The sequence below is a fragment of the Thalassospira sp. SN3W genome (assembly GCF_038070535.1).
Classification (GTDB): Bacteria; Pseudomonadota; Alphaproteobacteria; order Rhodospirillales; family Thalassospiraceae; genus Thalassospira; species Thalassospira xiamenensis.
On record NZ_CP121124.1, the window covers coordinates 171122 to 192130 of the forward strand.

Consider the following 21009-nt stretch of genomic DNA (forward strand, 5'->3'; position numbering starts at 1 on the left):
CATGCAAAGTCGCCAGGACGTTTATCAGCAGCTTCACGATTACCTTGTCGAACTTTTCGAAGTCCCGTCCGAGGATATCACCCCTGATGCCCGCCTGTTCGAAGACCTTGACCTCGACAGCATCGATGCCGTCGACCTGATCGTCAAATTCCAGGAAATCACCGGCAAGAAAATCCCGGCCATGGAATTCCGGTCTGTCCGCACCGTCGATGACGTCGTCGAGAAGATCCATGTCCTGGTCAGTTCCTAAACGGATCGCGGCCCTTCTGCTTGGCGTACTGGGTGTTGCCTATCCGGTTCTGGTCTATTTCGGACTGACGGTCTTTTCCCCGCAGATCATCCTGATCGGGCTTCTGATCCTCGTTCTGTTGCGTGCCGCTTCATTTGCGCTGCAAAAACGTTATGGGCCTGCCGGTCTTGCGGTTCTGGTCGCCGTCATTGTCGCCGCAGGCGGCATCGCAAGCGAACTGGTCGCCATCCGCTTTTATCCGGTGATCGTCAGCCTGACCATGGGCACGGTTTTTACCGTTACGCTGTTTACCGAACGCCCGATGGTCGAACGCCTGGCACGGCTTAAAATGCCTGATCTTGATGCCTATTCGGTTGCCTATACGCGCAAACTGACCAAAGTCTGGATCGGATTTTTCGCGCTCAACGCGATGATTGCCACATGGACAGCACTTTATGCGAGCATGGAAATCTGGACGCTTTATAATGGGCTTCTGTCCTATGGCCTGATCGGCATCCTGTTCATTGGCGAATGGCCGGTCCGCCGTTTCTTGCGCGCCCGCCATGATCGCAAAACCGGAAACAATATCGAAACCCCATGACCGGCTTTATCGCAAACCTGCATGATCCGAAAAACGCCGCCACCGCCCTTTGCGTCGAAGGCGGCCGGGTCTTCTGTGCGGGTGACATCCTGACCGATATCGACCGGCTTTGCCCAACCTTGCGGTCATCAGCGCGCATCGCCATCCATTGCCAGTCGGCCCGCCTGTTCCTGATCGCGATCACCGCCGCATGGCGTGCGGGTGCCACCGTGATTTTACCCGCGACCGACCGACCGGCCTATCTTGATGGCATTGCCGATCAGTTCGATCTCTATCTCGACGATACTGCAATCCTTGCAAAGCTCGCCGAAGGCAACGACGCGACGCTGTCAACCACACTGCCCGCCGCATCCGATTGCAGAGCGGTGTTCTTTACCTCCGGCTCGACCGGGGATGCCAAACCCATCGCCAAGACCCTCGCCCTGATCGAAGCCGAAATAACCATACAGGAACCGCTTTGGCAGCCGCACATTCCGAAGGGCGCGCGCATTGTCGGGCTGGTATCGCATCAGCATATCTATGGCCTGATTTTCCGCATCGTCTGGCCGGTGATGACCGGGCGCGTTTTCACCGCCGATCCCGCCCCCTATTGGGAAATGATGCAGGGCGATATCAATAATGGCGATGTCCTGATCACAAGCCCGGCCCATCTTAAAAACCTGCATCCCGATCTGGCAGATGTGCCGCGCCCGTCCCTGATCTTTTCATCGGGTGGCCCGCTTGACCTTGCCGCCGCATCCGAAACCACTGCGATGCTCGGCACCTGCCCGACCGAAATTTACGGAAGCACCGAAACCGGCGGCATCGCCCATCGTCAGCAGACCGGCGATAGCTGCCCATGGCGTCCCCTACCGTGGGTAAAGGTCGCACTAAATGATGCCGGGTGCCTTCGCGTGCGCGCCGCCCACATCGCGGGCGATGACTGGTATCAGACCGAAGACATCGCAAAGATCAATGACGCAACCGGCACCTTCACCCTGCATGGCCGGGCCGACCGGGTGGTCAAGGTCGAAGGCAAACGCATTTCGCTGGGTGCTGTTGAACGCCATCTGCGTCAAAGCAATCTGGTCGAAGACGCCATTGCGCTGATCCCCGATGATAATGACCGTCGCCTTGGCGTGGTGGCCGTGCTGTCGCCCGCCGGCAGGGATATGCTGGCCGATATCGGGCGGTTTCGCATGGGCCGGCAATTGCGGCGTGAAATCGCCAAATTCGAAGACGACGCTGCTTTGCCGCAACGTTGGCGCTTTGTCGATCGGTTACCATCCGACAGTCAGGGCAAACGCCCGCTTCATTTGCTGCGCGCCCTTTTTGCCGATATGGAACCTGTGATACCTGAAATCGTTATACAAAATCGCGATGATGACCGCGTCAATCTGGCGCTGCGCCTGCCCAAGGATCTGCTTTATTTCCGGGGCCATTTCCCCGGCATGCCGATCCTGCCCGGCGTGGTCCAATTGCATTGGGCGGTGGATCAGGCCGCAACGCTTTTTGACGTACCGGTCACCATCGGCGAGGTGACACAACTGAAATATCGCAAACCGATTGCACCGGGGTCGAAACTGATGCTTGAACTTGATTGCGACCGGGAAAACAGAAAAATCAAATTCCGCTATCATTCCGACGCCGAAGGCGATCACAGCTCCGGTATTCTGAAATGGCGCGAGGCCCCCTTATGAAAATCTGTGCCGTCATCCCGACCCATAACCATCATGATGTACTTGGCGATGTGGTGGCGCGTCTGCGCGAATATAACCTTCCGGTGATCATCATTGATGACGGGTCAAACACGCAAACACACGATGTTGTCGCCGCCCTGCACGATCCCGAAAACGGCATCACCTGCATGCATCTGGATGAAAATGGCGGCAAGGGTGTGGCGGTAATGACCGGCCTTGCCATGGCCGAACGCGCCGGTTTCACCCACGCCATTCAGGTCGATGCCGATGGGCAGCATAACCTTGACCGGATCAAGGAAATGATCCGCATCGCAAACGAACATCCAACTGCGCTTGTCACCGGCCTTCCGGTCTATGATGACAGCATCCCGCAAAAACGCCGGATCGGGCGCTGGATTTCCCATGTCTGGGTCTGGATCGAAACATTGTCGACCCACATCCGCGACAGCATGTGCGGCTTTCGCGTCTATCCCGTCTCCGAAAGCCTCGCGGTCTGGCGCGAAGAAGGCTGCGGCCATAAAATGGATTTCGACACCGAACTGATGGTACGCCTGTACTGGCGCGGTGTTCCGGTCCATCACGTCCCGACCGAAGTCACCTACCCCGAAAACAACACGTCTAACTTCCGCATGTGGAAGGACAATGTCCTGATAAGCTGGATGCACACCCGGCTGTTCTTTGGCATGCTGGCCCGCCTGCCGGGATTTATTGCGCGTGGTGGCCATTTCGGGCAGAAACACCGCACTGGTATTGATCCCGAAAAACATCCCGAAACCATCGGAGCCCCCGCCAAACACTGGTCGGAAATTGACGAACGCGGCATTTACTGGGGCATCCGGTTCCTTGGCATGGTTTATCGTTATGGCGGGCGTCGGCTGTGTCTGGTGGTGATGTTTCCGGTCATCACTTATTTCTTTGCCACCGGACGGGTCGCGCGCCGCGCCTCACAGGATTTCCTGTCGCGCGTTGCCGCCATCACTGGTCAACCCAAACCGGGCCTGCGTGACAGTTTTCGCCATTTCATGAATTTCGGCGAAAGTGCACTGGATAAAATCGCCGCATGGTCGGGCGAAATGAAGATTGATGATCTTGATCTGCCCAACCACGCCGACAGCCTGTTTGCCTATATCCCGCGTGATCAGGCCGTCATCCTGTTCGTCTCGCATTTTGGCAATATCGAACTGGTGCGTGCGATTGCCAGCCGAGACCGCGATTTTCGCGTCAATGTGCTGCTGCATCAAAAAAACGCCGCCCGCTTTGGCCGCGTCTTGCAAAAATTCGCCCCGCAAAGCCAGGTCGATCTGATCGAAGTCACCGATATCGGCCCCGATACCGCGATGCTGCTGCGTGAAAAGGTCGAACGCGGCGAATGGGTCGTCATTGCAGCGGACCGCGTTGCCATTGGCGCACGCGATAAATCGGTGCGCGTCCCGTTTCTGGGTGATCCGGCTCCGTTCCCGCAGGGGCCGTTTGTTCTGGCCCATCTGCTGCAATGCCCGGTCTATATGGTTGCGGCATGGCGCAATGGGAAACGCTTTGAAATCGTCTGGGAAAAACTGGCCGATCAAATCACCCTGCCGCGCGCCAACCGCATCGGTAAAATCACCGAATATGCCGGGCAATATGCCAACTGGCTTGAAAAGCTTGTTGTTACAAAACCGCTGCAATGGTTCAATTTCTATGACTTCTGGGCGAAGAAAAAGGACGAGAATGAATAACAGCCGCACCACTGTGCAGTTTGGCGATGAAAACCTGCGCATCGAAGATATCGTTGCCCTTGCCGAACAGCGTGCCCTGCCCGTCCTGTCATCCGACCCGGAATTCACCACCCGCATTAAGGCCGGGGCCGATTTCCTTGATCGGGAATTGCGCGATCACGGCCATATTTACGGGGTTACAACCGGCTATGGTGATTCCGTTTCGCGCCGCGTGCCGCCCGAACTGGTCGCCGAACTCCCGCTTCATCTCAGCCGCTTTCACGGCTGCGGTCTTGGCGATATCCTGCGCCCCGATCAGGCGCGCGCTGTCCTTGCCGTCCGGCTTGCATCGCTTTGCACCGGCTATTCCGGTGTCAGCCTTGATCTTCTGCGCCAGCTTGCAGGTCTTCTTGAACATGACATCACCCCCCTGATCCCCGAAGAAGGATCGGTCGGTGCCAGCGGCGATCTCACCCCGCTTTCCTACGTGGCCGCCGCGCTCATTGGCGAACGCGACGTGCTGTATCGCGGTCAGAAAATGACCGCATTGGATGCCCTTGCCACCTCCGGGTTAACGCCGTTAACGCTCCGCCCCAAGGAAGCCCTGGCGATCATGAATGGCACATCGGTGATGACCGCCATGATGTGTCAGGCATTCGTGCGCGCCGATTACCTCTGCCGCCTGACCGCGCGCATCACAGCACTTGCCTCTATCGGGTTGCTCGGCAATCCCGCCCACTTTGACAAACGCCTGTTTGCCGCCAAACCCCATCCGGGGCAGGCCCGCATTGCCGCCTTTATCGAGGATGACCTTGCCGATCTGGGAGCGAATTATACCCCGGCCCGGTTGCAGGATCGTTATTCGCTGCGCTGTGCGCCACATGTCATCGGTGTTCTTGCCGACATGATGCCGACCTTCCGCGCAACGCTTGAAACCGAACTGAACAGTGCCAATGACAACCCGCTGATCGATGTCGAAGGCAAAACCATCCTGCATGGCGGGCATTTTTATGGCGGGCATGTTGCCTTTGTCGCCGATGGCATGAAAACCCTGATTGCCAATCTGGCCGATCTGATGGATCGGCAGATGGCGCTTCTGGTCGATACCAAATTCAATCACGGCCTGCCATCGAACCTGTCGGGATCGGGTGCGGATCGTGCTTCAATCAATCACGGGCTCAAGGCCTTGCAGATCGGCGTTTCCGCCTGGACGGCAGAGGCATTGAAAAACACCATGCCCGCCAGCGTCTTTTCCCGCTCGACCGAATGCCATAATCAGGACAAGGTCAGCATGGGAACGATTGCTGCACGCGATTGCCTGCGCATCCTGCAACTGACCGAACAGGTCGCGGCTGCCAACCTTATCGCCGTCAAACAGGCGATCACGCTGCGCCTTAAAAACGGCGATCTCAAAACCAATCAGCTTGGCAGTGATATCACCGCCTTCCTTGATGCGCTTTGCAATGACATCCCCTTCATCGCCGAAGATCAGCCGCTTGAATCCACACTCCGCCTTCTGATCGGCCGCATTCAATCGCGCCACTGGGCGCTTTATGGCGGGGGTCTGGCATCATGATCAGTGCATCCGTCACCGAAACGGTGCAGTTCTATCACCTTGATCCGATGAATGTCGTCTGGCACGGCAATTACGTGCAGTTCTTTGAAAATGCCCGCTGCGCGCTGCTGGATCAGATCGACTACAATTATCCGCAAATGGATGCCTCGGGCTATGTCTGGCCGGTGGTGGATATGCGGGTCAAATATGTCCGCCCCTGTACCTTCGGGCAGAACATCACGATCACCGCGACGCTCCGCGAATATGAAAACCGGCTTAAAATCGACTACCTCATCAGCGACACCAAAACCGGTCAAAAACTGACCAAGGGCTTCACCATTCAGGTCGCGGTCGAAAAATCCAGCGGCGAAATGCTTTATCGCAGCCCCGATTTCTTCATCGCAAAGATGGAGGCCCTTGTTTGATCCCGATCCGCCGCCTGTTCGCATCCCTCGCAACCGCCGCCCTGCTGGCAACTGGCATGGCTGGCACTGCGCACGCGGATGATATTCCGGCCCCCACTACCATCAATCAGGATCAATATCTTGGCGGCTCCTTCACCATGGACCGCCATCTTGACGGCTTTGACAAACCGCTTTCCTCAAACGGCGATTTCATCCTGTCCCCGGCACGCGGGCTGGTCTGGCGCACCCTTGCCCCCTTCCCCGGCACCACGATCCTTGATGATCACGGCATCACCCGGATCGATGATCAGGGCAACCGCGATGAACTCGCCCGCGGCGATCAGTTCCGCCAGTTTGTCGAACTGATTTCGGCCGTCCTTGCCGGGAACTGGCAACCGCTGGAACAGCGTTTTGACATCACCAGAGACACAATCGAAAACGGCACATGGCAGGTCATCCTGACGCCAAAGGACGGCAGCACCATCCAAAACCAGATCAGCAAAATCACCGCCACCGGCACCGATTTTGTTGAAAATGTCCGACTGGAAAAACCGACCGGCGACCATGATGCCATCACTCTTGCCGATCAGGCATTGCAAAGCCTGCCGCTGCCGCCCGAATTTGCCGCCCTTCTGACCGGCGCGGATCAATAATGACATTGCGCGCAACCCTCTGGGCCCTTTGCCTGATCATGATGGCGGTTTTTGCCACCTGGCAATTGCGCGGCGGTCATACCGGGATCGATGCCGATATCCTGTCCCTGATCGGGCAGGAAAATGCCGACCCAAACACCCAGCAAAGCGATATCGCCACCGTCCGTCATCTGCTGGCAAATGATGGTCAGCAGGCGATCTTCATGCTCTCGCACGCCAATCGCGATACGCTTGAAACTGTCGCCACTGATTTCGCGGACCGGATCGCGGCCCTTGATGGCACGCAAACCATCACCCTTCCCGGTCACAACGACAATCGCTTCGCCGACCTGATGGCGCTTTATGGCCCGCACGCCAACAGCCTGCTGTCACCCTCTGATCGCGAAAAGCTGGCAAATGGCAACGCCGAAACCCTTTATCGCCGTGCGCTTCAGAACCTCTATTCCCCGGCAACGACACTCAGCAGCCAGTCGCTAAAACAGGACCCGTTTGCCCTGCTGCCCGCCTTCCTGTCCGACCTTGGCGCAAAGCTTGGCACCGGCAATGACGTGATCGCGCGCGATGGGCAATTTTACCTGCCGGTGATGGCAAGCCTGTCACCCGATCTGCGAAGCTCCGGCAACGATCAACGTTGGGTCATGGATGCCAACGCTGCCCTGCAATCCGTCACCGATGCCACACCCGGCCTGAGCACCGCCAAAACCGGCCAGATATTCTTTGCCGTGGCGGAGGCCACTCGTGCGCAATCCGATGTGCAACGCATCGCGATCATCGCGACCATCGGCATCCTTCTAATGATCGGGCTGGTGTTCTATTCACCCATCCCGCTTTTCGGTGCCCTTCTGGTCGTCGGCAGCGGCCTTTTGGCGGGGCTCGCCGCCGTGGTCGCGATCTTTCCGGCGATCCATGCGATTGCGCTGGTGTTTGGTGCGACCATGATCGGCATTTCGGTCGATTATGCCCTGCATTACCTTGTGCTGCGCTCTGCCGCCGGGTCGCCCACGGACCGGATGTGTAAAATCAGACCGGGGCTAAGCCTTGGCCTTCTGACATCCATCATCGGCTTTGGCGCGCTATCGCTCAGCCCCACCCAATTGCTCTCCCAGATCGCGGCTTATTCCATCGCCGGTCTGATCGCGGCCTATTGTTCGGTGCTGTTCCTGCTGCCCCTGATCCCGGCCCGCGATGTCCGGCCATCCTCGCCGATCCGCAAACTGCATGACGGGTTGCAAGCTATCCTTGGCAAAACATTTGCCCCGATCCGCGTTCGCCTGATCGCAAGTACCGCCATCATCATCACCCTTGCCCTTGCGGCCTTCGTGATCCCCGGCAATAACGATATCCGCCAGTTCGGTCACGGCAATGACGCCCTGATAGCGGATGCCGGAAACATTGCAGATATCCTCGGCCTTGGCGGCAGCCCCGTCTTCATCCGCATTGACGGGGATGATCCCCAAGCCCGCCTTGAAACCGGCGAAGCGGTACGCGATGCCCTGACACCGCTGATCACCGATAACCGGCTTGGCGGCATGATCGGCCTGTCTGATCTGATCCCCTCCATCACCCGACAAACCGAAAACCGCGATCTGGTCGCGACCGGCCTTTATGATCGCTTTGGCGCGGCCCTTTCTGATCAGTTGCCGGTCACTATCACCGCGCCGGATAAGGATGCTGATTACATCATCCCCGATGACATCGCGGCAAGGACATTGCCCGAAATCGCCCGCCTGCATTCCGGCGGATCGGACATCATCCGGCTTCGCAACGCCACCGATATTGACGCCATCCGCACCGCCCTTGCCGATATCCAAAACGTCACCCTGATCAACCCGCCCACCGCGATCAGCAATCAGTTCGCCGCCTATCGCCTGTGGGCATGGATTGCCTTGGGCGGTGCGCTTTGTGTTGCCGCCATCCTCGCGGTTTTGCGGTACGGGCTTCGCACCGGCACTTGCGTTTTTGCCGCCCCCGCCGGGGCCATCCTGTTTGCGGTGCTGGGCGGTTATGTCTTTGGCATCGGCCAAAGTTTCTTTACCACCATGGCGCTGTTTCTGGTCTTTGCCATCGGGGCGGATTACGTGCTGTTTCTGGCCGAAAGCCGCAACGGAACCCATGATGATGACACCCGCCTTGCCGTGTTGCTGTCGCTGATCAGCAGCGTCTTGGCCTTTGGCCTGCTTGCCACATCATCCGTACCGCTGGTGCGTGATATCGGATCGGTGATTGCCATCGGCCTGATCGGGGCGTGGTTCCTGGCCTTCTGGATGACCGCACCGACAGAAACCAATCATAACGCGCAAACCCAAAATCAGCGGGGACAAGAATAGTGAAACCCGATTGCGATATCGCCATCATCGGTGCCGGACCCGCCGGATCGGTCATTGCCAAATTCCTGCATGATGCCGGCATGGCCGTTACCGTGCTCGAAGCCGAAACCTTCCCGCGCTTCGTGATCGGCGAAAGCCTGCTGCCCAACTGCATGAATGTGCTGGAACGCGCGGGTCTTCTGGATGCCGTGACCGATGCCGGGTTCCAGTTTAAAAACGGTGCCGTCTTCGAATGCGGCCCCCAATATATGTCGATTGATTTCCGCCAGAATTTCGAACCATCCGATTGCTGGGGCACCACGTTTCAGGTGAAGCGCGCCCGCTTTGACCAGATTCTGGCAAATGAAACCGCGCGCGCCGGGGTCGACATCCGCTTTGGCCACCGCGTCACATCCGCAACGCTTTCCGATGGCGATTGCCGCCTTGGCTTCACCGATGAAAATGGCAATCCCGGTGAACTCCGCGCCGGGTTCGTGGTCGATGCCAGCGGCTATGGCCGCGTCCTTCCCCGCATGCTCGGCCTTGCCCGGCTCGGCAAGTCGATTGAACGCCGTGCCCTCTTCACCCATATGCGCGATCACATCACCGATCCCGGCTATGACCGCGAAAAAATCCTGATCACGGTGCATCCAACCCGTCATGAAATCTGGTACTGGCTGATCCCGTTTTCCGATGGCACCGCGTCCGTCGGTGCGATCTATCCCGATAATGATCCCGCCTTTGCCGGTATGTCCGATCAGGACATTTTCAATCAACTGATCAATGACACACGTCTCGGAAGCCTTCTGGCCAACGCCGAACCAATCCGCGATCTCAATTCCATCGCCGGATATAGCGCGCAATCGGAAAAACTTTTTGGCGATGGTTATGTCCTGCTCGGCAATTCGGCGGGCTTCCTTGATCCGGTCTTTTCATCGGGGGTCACCATTGCCATGCATTCCGCCGAACTGGCCGCCAAGGCCTTGATCGCGCGTCATAATGGTAATGCGGTTGACTGGAACATGGATTTCGCCGAACCGCTGTCAAAGGGGGTCGATACGTTCCGCTCTTACGTCGATGCATGGTATGATGGACGGTTACAGACCATCATTTTCAATCAGCCTGATGACGATTCCCAACTGAAACGTATGGTCGTTTCGATCCTTGCAGGTTATGCATGGAATATGGAAAATCCGCTGGTCGCCAAGACCGAACGCTATCTTGAAATGTTGCACGATCTATGCGCTCCGTCGTCGTAAAAACCATTGTCGCTGGCATCCTTGCCACGGGCCTGAGCGCCTGTGAAACAATGAACATGCCCGATCTGACAATGCCCGACTTTTCCATGCCGGACGTCTTCACATCAACACCGGCGCAAACCGTGATGCTTGACGAGGGCTATGAATTCACCCTGCCCGAACAGCCATGGACCGATGATGACGCCATCGACGTCACCCAGCAGGTCACCGCAAACTGGAAAAACACCAGCAGCAACGAAACCGAAACCGGCACCTTTCAGGCCCGCATCACCCTTGAACGCGATCACGTCCGCATCGTCATGATCGATGATCTGGGCCGTCGCGCGATTGATATCGACTGGTCGACCGATGCCCTGTCGGTCCAAACCGCCGACTGGCTGCCCGCAACACTTGATGCACGCCGTATGCTGGCCGATATCGTCATGGTCTATTGGCCGCTCGATGTCGTGCGCGATGCCCTGCCCCGCGATCTGTCGATCCGCGAAACCATGGGGGAACGCACGCTTCGCATCGATAGCAACGGCCGTTTCTATGCCCGGATCGAACGCCCGGTACGCGATGTCTGGCAGGGTTTTGCCAAAATCCGCAACGAACGTTTCGGCTATGTCATCACGATCCAGTCAAAACACACAGGATCGTCATCATGACGCTGGGCTCGCTGTATCTCTCCGCCCTTGGCATCGTATCCGCCCTTGGCACCGGGATCGATGAAACCCGCGCAACCCTGTTTGGCGACCGCCCGGCGGATATGATCGCGCGCGATGGCTTCCTGCCCGACCGCGCCACGATCCTTGGCACTGTCGTCACCGATCCGGCCCCTCTGCCCGAAAACCTTGCCCGTCACGATACCCGCAACAACCGTCTGCTTTGGGCCGCAACCCGGCAGATCGAAACCGACATCACCGATCTGATTGCCGATATTGGCCGCGACCGCATTGGCGTCATCATCGGCACCAGCACATCGGGCATCGAAGAAGGCACAACCGATTACGAAGCCACCCTTGATGGCGGGGCCTTCCCTGAAACGTTCCTGTATAGCCATCAGGAAATCGGATCACCCGCTGATTTCCTGCGCGACGCCTTTGATCTTGGCGGGCCGTCTTACGCGATTTCAACCGCCTGCTCATCAAGCGCCAAGGCCTTTGCCGCCGGGGCGCGCCTGATCAATACCGGGCTGTGTGATGCGGTTCTGGTCGGCGGCGTCGATAGCCTCTGCCGTCTGACCGTGCGCGGCTTTGATGCCCTGCAATCGGTTTCAAACGGCCTTTGTAATCCCATGAGCCTTAACCGCGACGGCATCAATATCGGCGAAGGGGCCGCACTTTTCATCCTCCGTTGTGATGCGGGCGACATCGAATTACTCGGTGTCGGTGAAAGCTCCGACGCCCATCACCCCAACGCCCCGCATCCCGATGGCCGGGGGGCGGCCATGGCCATGCAAAACGCGCTGGCAAACGCCAAACTCACCCCCGCCGACATCGCCTATATCAATTTGCACGGCACAGCGACACCGCTTAATGACGGCATGGAAGCCCGTGCCGTTTGTGATGTTCTGGGGTCCAATGTCCCGGCAAGCTCCACGAAGCCCAAGACCGGTCATACGCTGGGGGCTGCGGGCGCCATCGAAGCCGCCATGCTCTGGCTATCCCTTTGCGATGCCACCAATGGCGCACCCCTGCCGCGCCATATCTGGGATGGTGCGACTGATCCCGAAATCCCCGCAATCAATCTGGTGACCAAGCCGGGCACGAAATTGCCCCCTTCGGATCGCCTCGCGATGATGAGCAACTCTTTTGCCTTTGGCGGCAGCAACGTCTCGGTCATTCTGGGCCGTGGCTGGAACCGGGGGAACCGCGCATGAATGCGTCTGTAAAACCCGCCTTCCCACCAGCCTTCCCGCCCGTCGAAACACTGGTGCCCCACGCCGCCCCCATGCTTCTGATCGACCGCGTTCTGAATGCCGATGCCGAAAGCCTGACGGCAGAAGTCCGCATCACAAAAAACAGCCTGTTTTTCACCCCCACGCACGGCGTCCCCGCCTATGTCGGGATTGAATATATCGCCCAGTCGGTGGCGGCCTATAGCGGCTGGCGCGCCCAGTCTGCTGCCCCCGGCACAGTACCCAAAATCGGCTATCTGCTCGGCACGCGAAAAATGACCATGGCATGCGATGGCTTTGCCGATGGCGACGCGCTTGTCATCCATGTGAAAAACATCTTCGAAGACGGCGAAATGGGTGTGTTTGACGGTGAAGTTCGCAAAGGCGATGAAACCCTTGTGACCGCGCGCATCAATGTCTATCAGCCAAATGACGCCGCATCCGAAACCCCAACCAGCAACCAAGAAACGACAAAGCCATGACAGAAACCATTCTGGTAACAGGTGCCAGCAAGGGGATCGGTGCCGCCACCGCGCGCCGTCTTGCAAGGGACGGTTTTGATATCGTCGTCCATTATCATTCCGATCTGGCCGGGGCCGAAGCCGTCCGTGATGATATCATCGCCCTTGGCCGCACGGCCCGTCTGATCCGGTTCGATATCGCCGACCGGGACGCGACGCGCAGCGCAATCGAGGCCGACATTGCCGATCATGGCGCGCCCTATGGTGTGATCCTCAATGCCGGACTGACCCGCGATGGACCGTTTCCCGCTCTTGAAGATGACGATTGGGACCGGGTTCTGCACACCAATCTCGATGGCTTTTACAATGTGATCAAACCGCTGATCATGCCGATCATTCAACGGCGCAAGGGCGGGCGGATCGTGGCGCTCACCTCCATCGCCGGGATTGCCGGCAATCGCGGGCAGGTGAATTATGCCGCGTCAAAGGCCGGGATCATCGGCGCGGTCAAATCGCTTGCCCTTGAACTCGCCAAACGCAAAATCACCGTCAATGCCGTCGCACCCGGCGTGATCGAAACCCAGATGACCGGCGACCTGCCCGCGGACGAGGTCAAGGCCATGATCCCGATGCGCCGCTATGGCACAACGGACGAGGTCGCCGCCACCATCGCGTTTCTGTGCAGCCCCGATGCGTCCTACATCACGCGCCAGGTCATCAGTGTGAATGGGGGCATGTTATGAGCAACACATCCTCCACCCGCCGCGTGGTCATCACCGGCATGGCGGGCATCACCGCCCTTGGTGATAACTGGGAAACCATTTCATCGCGCATGGCCGCGGGCGAAACCGGCATCCGGCGCATGGATGACTGGGATGGCAAATATGACCTGCGCACCCGCCTGGCCGCCCCCGTGCAGGACTTCACGCTCAAGGGTAAATTCAGCCGCAAACAGCTTCGCAGCATGGGCCGTGTCGCGCAGATGTCGGTTGATGCCACCGACAAGGCACTCGAAATGGCCGGTCTTCGTGATGATACCGCCATTCTTCAGGGCGGGCGTCTTGGCATTGCCTATGGCTCGTCATTTGGCAGCACCCCGCCCGTTCTCGGCTTTACCCGCCTGATGGAACATGGCGACAGCAACGCCATCACCGCCACCAGCTACATCCAGATGATGAGCCACACGGCAGCCGTCAATATCGGCGTGCTCTATGGCATTTCCGGGCGCATCATCCCGACCTCAACCGCCTGCACATCGGGCAGCATGGGGATCGGTTACGCCTACGAGGCAATCAAATTCGGCATGCAGGATCTGATGATCGCGGGCGGGGCGGAGGAACTCTGCCCCACCATGGTTGCCGTGTTCGATACCCTGTTTGCCACAAGTACGTCCAACGACGCCCCGGAACTCTCCCCGCGCCCCTATGATGCCAGGCGCGATGGTCTGGTGATCGGCGAAGGAGCCGGAACGCTTATTCTCGAAGAATACGAACACGCCAAGGCCCGCGGCGCCACCATCTATGGCGAAATCGTCGGCTTCGCCAGCAATTCGGACGGCGCACATATTACCCAACCCGCGGCGGACAAAATGGAAGTCGCCCTTCGTAAATCGCTTGAAACTGCCGGGCTGTCACCATCGGATATCGATATCGTCAATGGCCACGGCACCGCAACCGATCATGGCGACCTCGCCGAAAGCAAGGCAACCCGCGCGGTGTTTGATCGCGCCATTCCGATGCACACGCTCAAGGGCCATTTCGGCCACAGCCTTGGCGCATGTGGTGCCATCGAGGCGTGGCTGGGCCTTGAAATGATGCGCGAAGGCAAATTTGTCGCCACCGCCAATCTTGAACAGGTCGACCCGGAATGCGCCGAACTTGATTACATCTTTGGCGACGCCAGAAGCCTCTCGGCGGAACATATGATGAGCAACAATTTCGCCTTTGGCGGCATCAACACATCCCTGATCTTCCGGCAAATCTGAAACTGCCTGCGTGAAAGCATAAGAATTTACTTTGATTACGCAATTGCAGCCACGACATGAATGTCGCCCACCTCATGCTCTACGGCGTGAGGTTTGACAATGATCTCGATGTCCTGATTAAGGCTGGTGAGGCAATCAAGCATCTTTCCAACCGCAACGCTTCGAAAGTTACCTTTCAACATGCGACTTACATCAGCCTGATTCATGCCAATGATATCACCTAGCTGAGCTTGGGTCAGGCTGCGGCTCTTCTGAATGGCAATTATTTTTCTTACCAGTTCAGCTTTGGTTGCCATCTCTTTTGCCGTCCTGGAATCATGGAGGCTGTTATAAACAGACCCTTTGGTAATTTCGATTTCCATATAACGCCTCCTGATTACTGATTCTTCAACTTGCTCTTTAATATTTTAAGCCTGTCTTTTACGAGATTTATGTCCTTTAGCGGCGTTGCAATTCCAGATTTTGATTTCTTCTGAAAAGCATGGAGCACATAAACAACATCTCCAATCCGAACAGCATAAATTACTCTGTAAGTATCTGAGTTGTAATCATCAACCAACTCCCAAACACCACCACCAACACCTTTAAGCGGTTTGGCAATTTGTGGTGTTTCCCCGCACTGAACCGTATCAAGGGCAAACCCCATAACGTCCTGGACATCATCGGGGAATTTATCAAAATCCTTTTTGCTTGAACCAACCCAAGCCAAATCCGCTCACCCAGACATTATGGTAAATATCCCATAAAACAACAAGAGAAAATTCGGAAGATCTGAATTTACCGCCCCAACAAAAACCCCGGCATCTGCCGGGGTTTTGCGTTTCAGGCCGCATTTCTATCCGCCGGGATCGATGCCGTCGCCTCGATCTCGATCAGGGCTTCGTCTTCGACAAGGGCACTGACCACCACCATCGTCATCGCCGGGAAATTCTTGCCAAGCACCCGGCGATAGGCCTCGCCGACCTCGCGCTGTTTGGCAAGGTATTCCTTCTTGTCGACCACATACCATGTCAGCCTTGTCAGGTGCTCCGGCCCGCCACCGGCGGCCTCAAGCACATCGACGATATTACGAAGCGCCTGTTCCATCTGACCGACGAAATCCTTGGCGACAAAGACCTGATCCGCGTTCCAGCCGATCTGCCCACCGATATAAAGCGGCACCCCGTCGGCCAGCACGCCATTTGCGTAACCCTTGGGCGGTTTCCATCCGTCTGGCTGAATGATTTTATGCATCTTTTTCTACCATTTCATTGATTTCGTTGTCGATTTTGGCACGCAAATCATCGGGCCACGGCACCGATTTACCGGCACCCCTTCTGGTAAACACCAGCGTCGCTGTCATCGAAAGGCGTTGCTCATCACCACAGACAGCCGTGATTTCAAGATCAAGGCTTGATCGCCCCAACCGTTTCGGCACCAGCCGAAATTCAAGCATCTCGCCAAGGCGGCTTGGCGCGGTAAAGGCAATCTGAAGCCCCGCGGTCGGCACCGCCACCTCGTCAACCCCATGCATCTGCGCAAAGCTGAACCCGATGCGGTCCTCGAACCATTCTTCGACCGTCGCATTGATCATTTCGAAATAGCGCGGATAAAAAACGATCCCCGCCGGGTCGCAATGCTGAAACAGGACTTTCTGGGCATAGGTGAACATTGTCATCTCACACCCCCAGATACCGGTCGGCAAGGTCGTCGGTCAAATCGCCAACCGCCCCCGTCCATGCGGTAACGCCCTTTTCGACCACCACATAACGGTCCGCAACGCCGGATAATTCTTTAAGCGACTTATCGACGACAAGGATCGATAACCCCGATTGCTTCAACCGGTTGATCGCCGCCCAAATCTCTTGGCGCACCACCGGGGCCAATCCCTCGGTCGCTTCATCAAGGATCAGAAGCCTTGGGTTGGTCATCAATGCCCGCCCGATGGCCAGCATCTGCTGCTCCCCCCCCGAAAGCGTCATCGCCTTCTGATCGCGCCGCTCGGCAAGCCGTGGGAAAAGGTCCGCCACCCGGTCAAAATCCCATTCACCGGCCCGCGCTGCCGCCATCAGGTTTTCCATCACGCTTAACCGGGCAAAGCACCGCCGTCCTTCGGGGACAAGCCCGATGCCAAGCCGGGCCGCCTTGTGCGATGGCAGTTTCGCAAGATCGGTATCAGCAAAGCGGACCTCCCCATCCCGGTGGCTCATCATCCGGCAGATGGTCTTGATCGTCGTCGTCTTGCCCATGCCGTTGCGCCCCATAAGCGCAACCGCCTCGCCCTCATTCACGATCAGATCGACACCAAACAATGCCTGCGACGCACCATAAAATGCGGTGATGCCTGATACTTCCAGAAGTGCGCTCATGATCAGGCTTCCTCCCCCAGATACGCCCGCTTGACGTCTTCATTGCCACGAATATCGTCAACCGTGCCGGTCGCAATCACCCGCCCATAGACCAGAACCGAAATCCGGTCGGCCAGCGCAAAAACCGCGTCCATATCATGTTCGACGAGAAGGATCGGCGCTTCTGCCCGCAATCCGTCAAGGAACCCGGTCAGGCGTTTTGATCCTTCCGGCCCCATGCCCGCCATCGGCTCGTCCAGCAAAAAGGCACGCGGCTTAAGTGCTAACGCAACCGCCATTTCAAGCTGCCTGCGTTCGCCGTGCGATATGTCGGCCGCCCGCATCTGGGCGCGGTCGGCTAGCCCGACCCGCTCCAATTGCGCCATCGCAGGTTCAAGAAGCGACGCATCGCTAAGCACCGGCTTGAAAAACCGGAAGATTTTGCCGCTGACCGATTGCTGCGCCAGAACCACGTTCTGAAGCACAGAGAATTCCGGCATCAATGACGACACCTGAAATGTCCGCGCCAATCCCATGCGGGATCGTTCCACCGCATCCAGATCGCCGATATCGCGCCCGGCAAAGCGGATGTCGCCGCTATCAGGTTTGATCTCGCCCGCGATCTGCTTGATCAGGGTGGATTTCCCCGCCCCGTTCGGCCCGATCAGGGCATGGATTTCACCGGGCATAAGGTCCAGCGACACATTGTCACTTGCGCGCAACGCGCCGAACTGCTTGGTGACATTGGATAATGAAAGAATGGCTTCAGGCATGTTTGCGCTCCCCCGCCAGAAGACCGATCAGGCCACCGCGTGCAAACAGCACCACCACCAGCAACAGAATACCCAGCGGCAATTGCCAATATTCAAACATGCCGCCCAGAAGATGTTCCAGAATGATGTAAAGTGCCGCCCCCGCGACCGGACCAAACAGCCGCCCGACCCCGCCAAGAATGACAAACACCATGATTTCACCCGACATATGCCATGAGAGCATCGACGGGCTGACAAACCGGTTCAGATCGGCATAAAGCGCACCGGCCCATGCGGTAATCATCGCCGAAATCACAAACGCCACCAGCCGCACACGAAACGGCGCAATGCCAATCGCCATCATGCGCTGGCTGTTTTGCCGCGCCCCATGCAGGGCCAAACCAAACCGCGACCGGATCAGCACGGCTGAAAACGCAATCGCAACACCAAGCATCGCCGCGCACAGCCCAAAGAAGCTGATCGGGTCAAGCGTGTTCAGACCCGGGAAGCTGTTACGCACATAGATCGAAAGCCCGTCTTCCCCACCATAGGCCGGCCAGGAAATCGCGAAATAATAGATCATCTGCGCAAAGGCCAGCGTGATCATGATGAAATAGACACCACTGGTCCGAAGCGTGATCGCCCCGATCAGAAGCGCCACCAGGGCGGATGCCACCAAGGCCACGATCCAGATGACAATCATCTGTGTCGTACCGTTGATTTCAAACGGGGCCGTCATGATCGGCTCGTAATTCAGCGCATGGCTGGCAAGGATCCCGGCGGCATAGCCCCCGATCCCGAAAAATGCCGCATGACCAAATGACACAAGCCCGCCAAAGCCAAGCGCGATATTAAGCCCGACACCCGCCATGCCAAGGATCGCAACCTTGGTCGCAAGCGTGATGATAAACGGCTCGCCCATGATCTGTGCGATCACCGGCACCGCAATCAGCAACGCGGCGAGAACGATATTAAGGATGGTTTCGCGGTTCATGCTCATATCAGGCTTCCGTCCCGAACAAACCGCTTGGCCGCAGGAAAAGTACCAGCGCCATAACGATATAAATCAGCATTGATGCAAGTGCGGACCCAATCGCCGTCGCACTTGCCGGATCGAAAAACGCCTCGAACCCGATGGGCAGCAAAAACCGTCCCATCGTGTCGGTAAAACCAACCAAAAGCGATCCGATCAACGCCCCCTTGATCGATCCGATCCCACCAATCACGATGACAACGAATGCCAAAATCAGAACCGGCTCGCCCATGCCGACCTGTACTGATTGCGTCGTGCCGACAAACGCACCCGCCAGCCCGGCCAAGGCTGCACCCAGCGCAAAAACAACCGTATAAAGCCGGTCGATATTGATCCCGAGTGCCGCAATCATTTCGCGGTCGGCTTCACCGGCGCGAATGCGCGTGCCAAGCCGCGTCTTGCCAATCAGGGCAAAAAGACCCGCTGCCACGATCAGACCGGCAACAATAATCGCCAGCCGGAAAATCGGATATTCCGATCCACCGGGCATCGTCACCGTGCCCGAAAGGGCTTCGGGGACATTTAAAAACAGCGGGAAAGACCCGAAAATCCAGCGGGTTCCTTCGGAAAAAATAAGAATAAGCGCAAATGTCGCCAGCACCTGATCAAGGTGATCACGTTTATAAAGCCTGCGGATCACCAGCATCTCAAGCAGCGCCCCCGCAAGGGCCGCCGCCATCAAACTCGCGACAAGGCCCAGCCAGAATGAACCGGTCCATGCCGCAACGGCCGCGCACGCAAACGCGCCCACCATGTAAAGCGACCCGTGCGCCAGATTGATCAGCCCCATGACACCAAAAACAAGCGTCAGACCCGATGCCATCAGAAACAGCATGACCCCCGACTGAAGGCCGTTCAGTAGCTGCTCCAGAAATAAAGAAAACATAAAGGAAAACTCCGTCGCAAGATGGCGGGCATCAGCCCCGGAAACCGGGCACCAATGCCCGCCGAACTTGCCAGTCTATGAAACAGACTTCGTCGTTACATCGCACATTCCGATGCATAGGCATCGGCATGATCGATAAGGGCTGTGCCAATGATCTTGTTGGTCAGAACGTCGCCTTCCTTCACCACTTCACGGACATAGATGTCCTGGATCGGATGCTGGTTCGGGCCAAAGATGAACTTGCCACGGACAGAATTGAAGTCCGCCGCACGCAGGGCATCACGGAATGCGTCGGCATCCTTGACGTCTGCCTTGCCCATTGCCGACAGCAACAGATTGGCGGTGTCAAAGCCATATGACGCATAGATCGACGGCAGGCGGCCATATTCCGCCTGGAAGGTTTCGACAAACGCCTTGTTGGTGTCGTTGTCGATGTCCTTGGACCAGTTGGCGGTGTTTTTGATGCCAATCGCCGCATCACCAATCGCGCCAAGGATCCCCTGATCAAGCGAGAATGCCGGACCGATCAGCGGAATGTCCACACCCGACTGGGCATACTGTTTCATGAACGCAATACCCATGCCGCCCGGCAGGAAGAAGAACACGCTATCCGCACCCGATGCACGGATCTGTGCGATTTCGGCGGCATAGTCAGTCTGACCAAGCTTGGTGTAAACCTCGCCCGATACATCACCCAGATAGAAACGCTTGAAACCGGCGATGGAATCCTTGCCCGCCGGATAGTTCGGCGCCATCACAAAGGTTTTCTCGTAACCGGCACTGGTCGCATAACCACCTGCGGCTTCATGCAGGTTGTCGTTCTGGTACGAAACGCTGAAATAATTCTTGTTGCAGCCCTTGCCTGCCAATTGCGACGGTGCGGCATTGACCGAAAGATAGAACTTGTCCTGTGCCACCGCCGACGGCACCACCGCCATCGCCAGGTTCGACCAGATGATACCGGTCAGGACATCGACCTTCTCGCTCTGGATCATTTTATCGGCAAGCTGAACCGCGATATCGGGTTTCTGCTGATCGTCTTCGATCACAACCGTCAGGTCCGGGTTATTGGCCTGTTTGACCGCCAGCATGAAACCATCGCGCGCGTCGATGCCAAGCCCCGCACCGCCACCCGAAAGGGTCGTGATCATGCCAACCTTGACCGGCTCGGCCTGTGCCGCCCCCGCCATCAAAAGCGCAGCCAAAGCTGCGATTGTCGTCTTAGTGCCCTTCATCAAAGCCTCCGTGTTTATGTTTTTATCTACTCAGCAACATCGGCATTCCGTGACTTTGTTGTTTTTTGT

At 57.4% G+C, this 21009-nt stretch carries 23 protein-coding genes; 14 read left to right on the forward strand and 9 right to left on the reverse strand.

Features of this window, described 5'->3' with window-relative positions; genetic code table 11:
- The first annotated feature begins 1 nt into the window (after window position 1).
- The 14 genes from P8T57_RS00650 to P8T57_RS00715 are packed head-to-tail and all read left to right on the forward strand — an operon-like array spanning window position 2 to window position 14707.
- A complete protein-coding gene (locus P8T57_RS00650) occupies window positions 2-250 on the forward strand; it encodes an acyl carrier protein (RefSeq protein ID WP_341364273.1) in 249 nt (82 codons plus the stop codon).
- On the forward strand, window positions 231-830 hold the full coding sequence (locus tag P8T57_RS00655) for a hypothetical protein (RefSeq protein ID WP_341364274.1): 600 nt from the start codon (window positions 231-233) through the stop codon (window positions 828-830). The genes P8T57_RS00650 and P8T57_RS00655 overlap by 20 nt, the downstream gene beginning before the upstream one ends.
- Window positions 827-2509 (forward strand): AMP-binding protein, encoded by a 1683-nt coding sequence (locus P8T57_RS00660; protein ID WP_341364275.1) that lies wholly within the window; start codon window positions 827-829, stop codon window positions 2507-2509. The genes P8T57_RS00655 and P8T57_RS00660 overlap by 4 nt, the downstream gene beginning before the upstream one ends.
- Window positions 2506-4227: a glycosyltransferase gene (locus P8T57_RS00665; protein WP_341364276.1), complete on the forward strand. Its 1722-nt coding sequence runs from the start codon at window positions 2506-2508 to the stop codon at window positions 4225-4227. The genes P8T57_RS00660 and P8T57_RS00665 overlap by 4 nt, the downstream gene beginning before the upstream one ends.
- Window positions 4220-5782: an aromatic amino acid ammonia-lyase gene (locus tag P8T57_RS00670; protein WP_341364277.1), complete on the forward strand. Its 1563-nt coding sequence runs from the start codon at window positions 4220-4222 to the stop codon at window positions 5780-5782. The genes P8T57_RS00665 and P8T57_RS00670 overlap by 8 nt, the downstream gene beginning before the upstream one ends.
- On the forward strand, window positions 5779-6186 hold the full coding sequence (locus P8T57_RS00675) for a thioesterase family protein (protein WP_071240649.1): 408 nt from the start codon (window positions 5779-5781) through the stop codon (window positions 6184-6186). Before P8T57_RS00670 ends, P8T57_RS00675 begins: the two co-directional genes overlap by 4 nt.
- The gene (locus tag P8T57_RS00680) at window positions 6183-6818 is read left to right on the forward strand and encodes an outer membrane lipoprotein carrier protein LolA (RefSeq protein WP_341364278.1); all 636 of its coding nucleotides are present in this window, start codon (window positions 6183-6185) and stop codon (window positions 6816-6818) included. Before P8T57_RS00675 ends, P8T57_RS00680 begins: the two co-directional genes overlap by 4 nt.
- Window positions 6818-9145 carry a hypothetical protein gene (locus P8T57_RS00685; protein WP_341364279.1) on the forward strand — a complete coding sequence of 776 codons (2328 nt, stop codon included), beginning with the start codon at window positions 6818-6820 and terminating at the stop codon, window positions 9143-9145. The genes P8T57_RS00680 and P8T57_RS00685 overlap by 1 nt, the downstream gene beginning before the upstream one ends.
- Window positions 9145-10383: an NAD(P)/FAD-dependent oxidoreductase gene (locus P8T57_RS00690; RefSeq protein WP_341364280.1), complete on the forward strand. Its 1239-nt coding sequence runs from the start codon at window positions 9145-9147 to the stop codon at window positions 10381-10383. Before P8T57_RS00685 ends, P8T57_RS00690 begins: the two co-directional genes overlap by 1 nt.
- Before the next feature lie 56 nt (window positions 10384-10439).
- Window positions 10440-11030 carry a DUF3261 domain-containing protein gene (locus P8T57_RS00695; RefSeq protein WP_341364281.1) on the forward strand — a complete coding sequence of 197 codons (591 nt, stop codon included), beginning with the start codon at window positions 10440-10442 and terminating at the stop codon, window positions 11028-11030.
- Window positions 11027-12244, forward strand: a complete 1218-nt coding sequence (locus P8T57_RS00700) for a beta-ketoacyl-[acyl-carrier-protein] synthase family protein (RefSeq protein WP_341364282.1) — start codon at window positions 11027-11029, stop codon at window positions 12242-12244. Before P8T57_RS00695 ends, P8T57_RS00700 begins: the two co-directional genes overlap by 4 nt.
- Entirely contained in the window at window positions 12241-12744 is a 504-nt protein-coding gene (locus P8T57_RS00705; RefSeq protein ID WP_341364283.1) for a hypothetical protein, read from the forward strand. Before P8T57_RS00700 ends, P8T57_RS00705 begins: the two co-directional genes overlap by 4 nt.
- Complete coding sequence (gene fabG / locus P8T57_RS00710) at window positions 12741-13466, forward strand: 3-oxoacyl-ACP reductase FabG (RefSeq protein ID WP_341364284.1); 726 nt, start codon at window positions 12741-12743, stop codon at window positions 13464-13466. The genes P8T57_RS00705 and fabG overlap by 4 nt, the downstream gene beginning before the upstream one ends.
- Entirely contained in the window at window positions 13463-14707 is a 1245-nt protein-coding gene (locus tag P8T57_RS00715) for a beta-ketoacyl-ACP synthase (RefSeq protein WP_341364285.1), read from the forward strand. Before fabG ends, P8T57_RS00715 begins: the two co-directional genes overlap by 4 nt.
- Window positions 14708-14742: 35 nt before the next feature.
- Here P8T57_RS00715 and P8T57_RS00720 read toward each other — a convergent pair whose 3' ends face one another.
- From P8T57_RS00720 to P8T57_RS00760, 9 genes are all read right to left on the reverse strand, one after another.
- On the reverse strand, window positions 14743-15069 hold the full coding sequence (locus tag P8T57_RS00720) for a helix-turn-helix transcriptional regulator (RefSeq protein ID WP_071240657.1): 327 nt from the start codon (window positions 15067-15069) through the stop codon (window positions 14743-14745).
- Between the two features lie 14 nt (window positions 15070-15083).
- Complete coding sequence (locus tag P8T57_RS00725; RefSeq protein ID WP_341364286.1) at window positions 15084-15416, reverse strand: type II toxin-antitoxin system RelE/ParE family toxin; 333 nt, start codon at window positions 15414-15416, stop codon at window positions 15084-15086.
- A 113-nt stretch (window positions 15417-15529) separates the two neighbouring features.
- On the reverse strand, window positions 15530-15940 hold the full coding sequence (locus P8T57_RS00730; protein ID WP_037992735.1) for a RidA family protein: 411 nt from the start codon (window positions 15938-15940) through the stop codon (window positions 15530-15532).
- The gene (locus P8T57_RS00735; RefSeq protein ID WP_341364287.1) at window positions 15933-16364 is read right to left on the reverse strand and encodes a thioesterase family protein; all 432 of its coding nucleotides are present in this window, start codon (window positions 16362-16364) and stop codon (window positions 15933-15935) included. The genes P8T57_RS00730 and P8T57_RS00735 overlap by 8 nt, the downstream gene beginning before the upstream one ends.
- A 1-nt stretch (window position 16365) precedes the next feature.
- Window positions 16366-17055, reverse strand: a complete 690-nt coding sequence (locus P8T57_RS00740; RefSeq protein ID WP_063094840.1) for an ABC transporter ATP-binding protein — start codon at window positions 17053-17055, stop codon at window positions 16366-16368.
- A gap of 2 nt (window positions 17056-17057) precedes the next feature.
- On the reverse strand, window positions 17058-17807 hold the full coding sequence (locus P8T57_RS00745; RefSeq protein ID WP_341364288.1) for an ABC transporter ATP-binding protein: 750 nt from the start codon (window positions 17805-17807) through the stop codon (window positions 17058-17060).
- Complete coding sequence (locus tag P8T57_RS00750; protein ID WP_341364289.1) at window positions 17800-18786, reverse strand: branched-chain amino acid ABC transporter permease; 987 nt, start codon at window positions 18784-18786, stop codon at window positions 17800-17802. The genes P8T57_RS00745 and P8T57_RS00750 overlap by 8 nt, the downstream gene beginning before the upstream one ends.
- Before the next feature lies 1 nt (window position 18787).
- The gene (locus P8T57_RS00755) at window positions 18788-19705 is read right to left on the reverse strand and encodes a branched-chain amino acid ABC transporter permease (protein ID WP_341364290.1); all 918 of its coding nucleotides are present in this window, start codon (window positions 19703-19705) and stop codon (window positions 18788-18790) included.
- Window positions 19706-19800: 95 nt separating this feature from the next.
- Window positions 19801-20940: an ABC transporter substrate-binding protein gene (locus P8T57_RS00760; RefSeq protein ID WP_062953518.1), complete on the reverse strand. Its 1140-nt coding sequence runs from the start codon at window positions 20938-20940 to the stop codon at window positions 19801-19803.
- Between the last annotated feature and the right edge of the window lie 69 nt (window positions 20941-21009).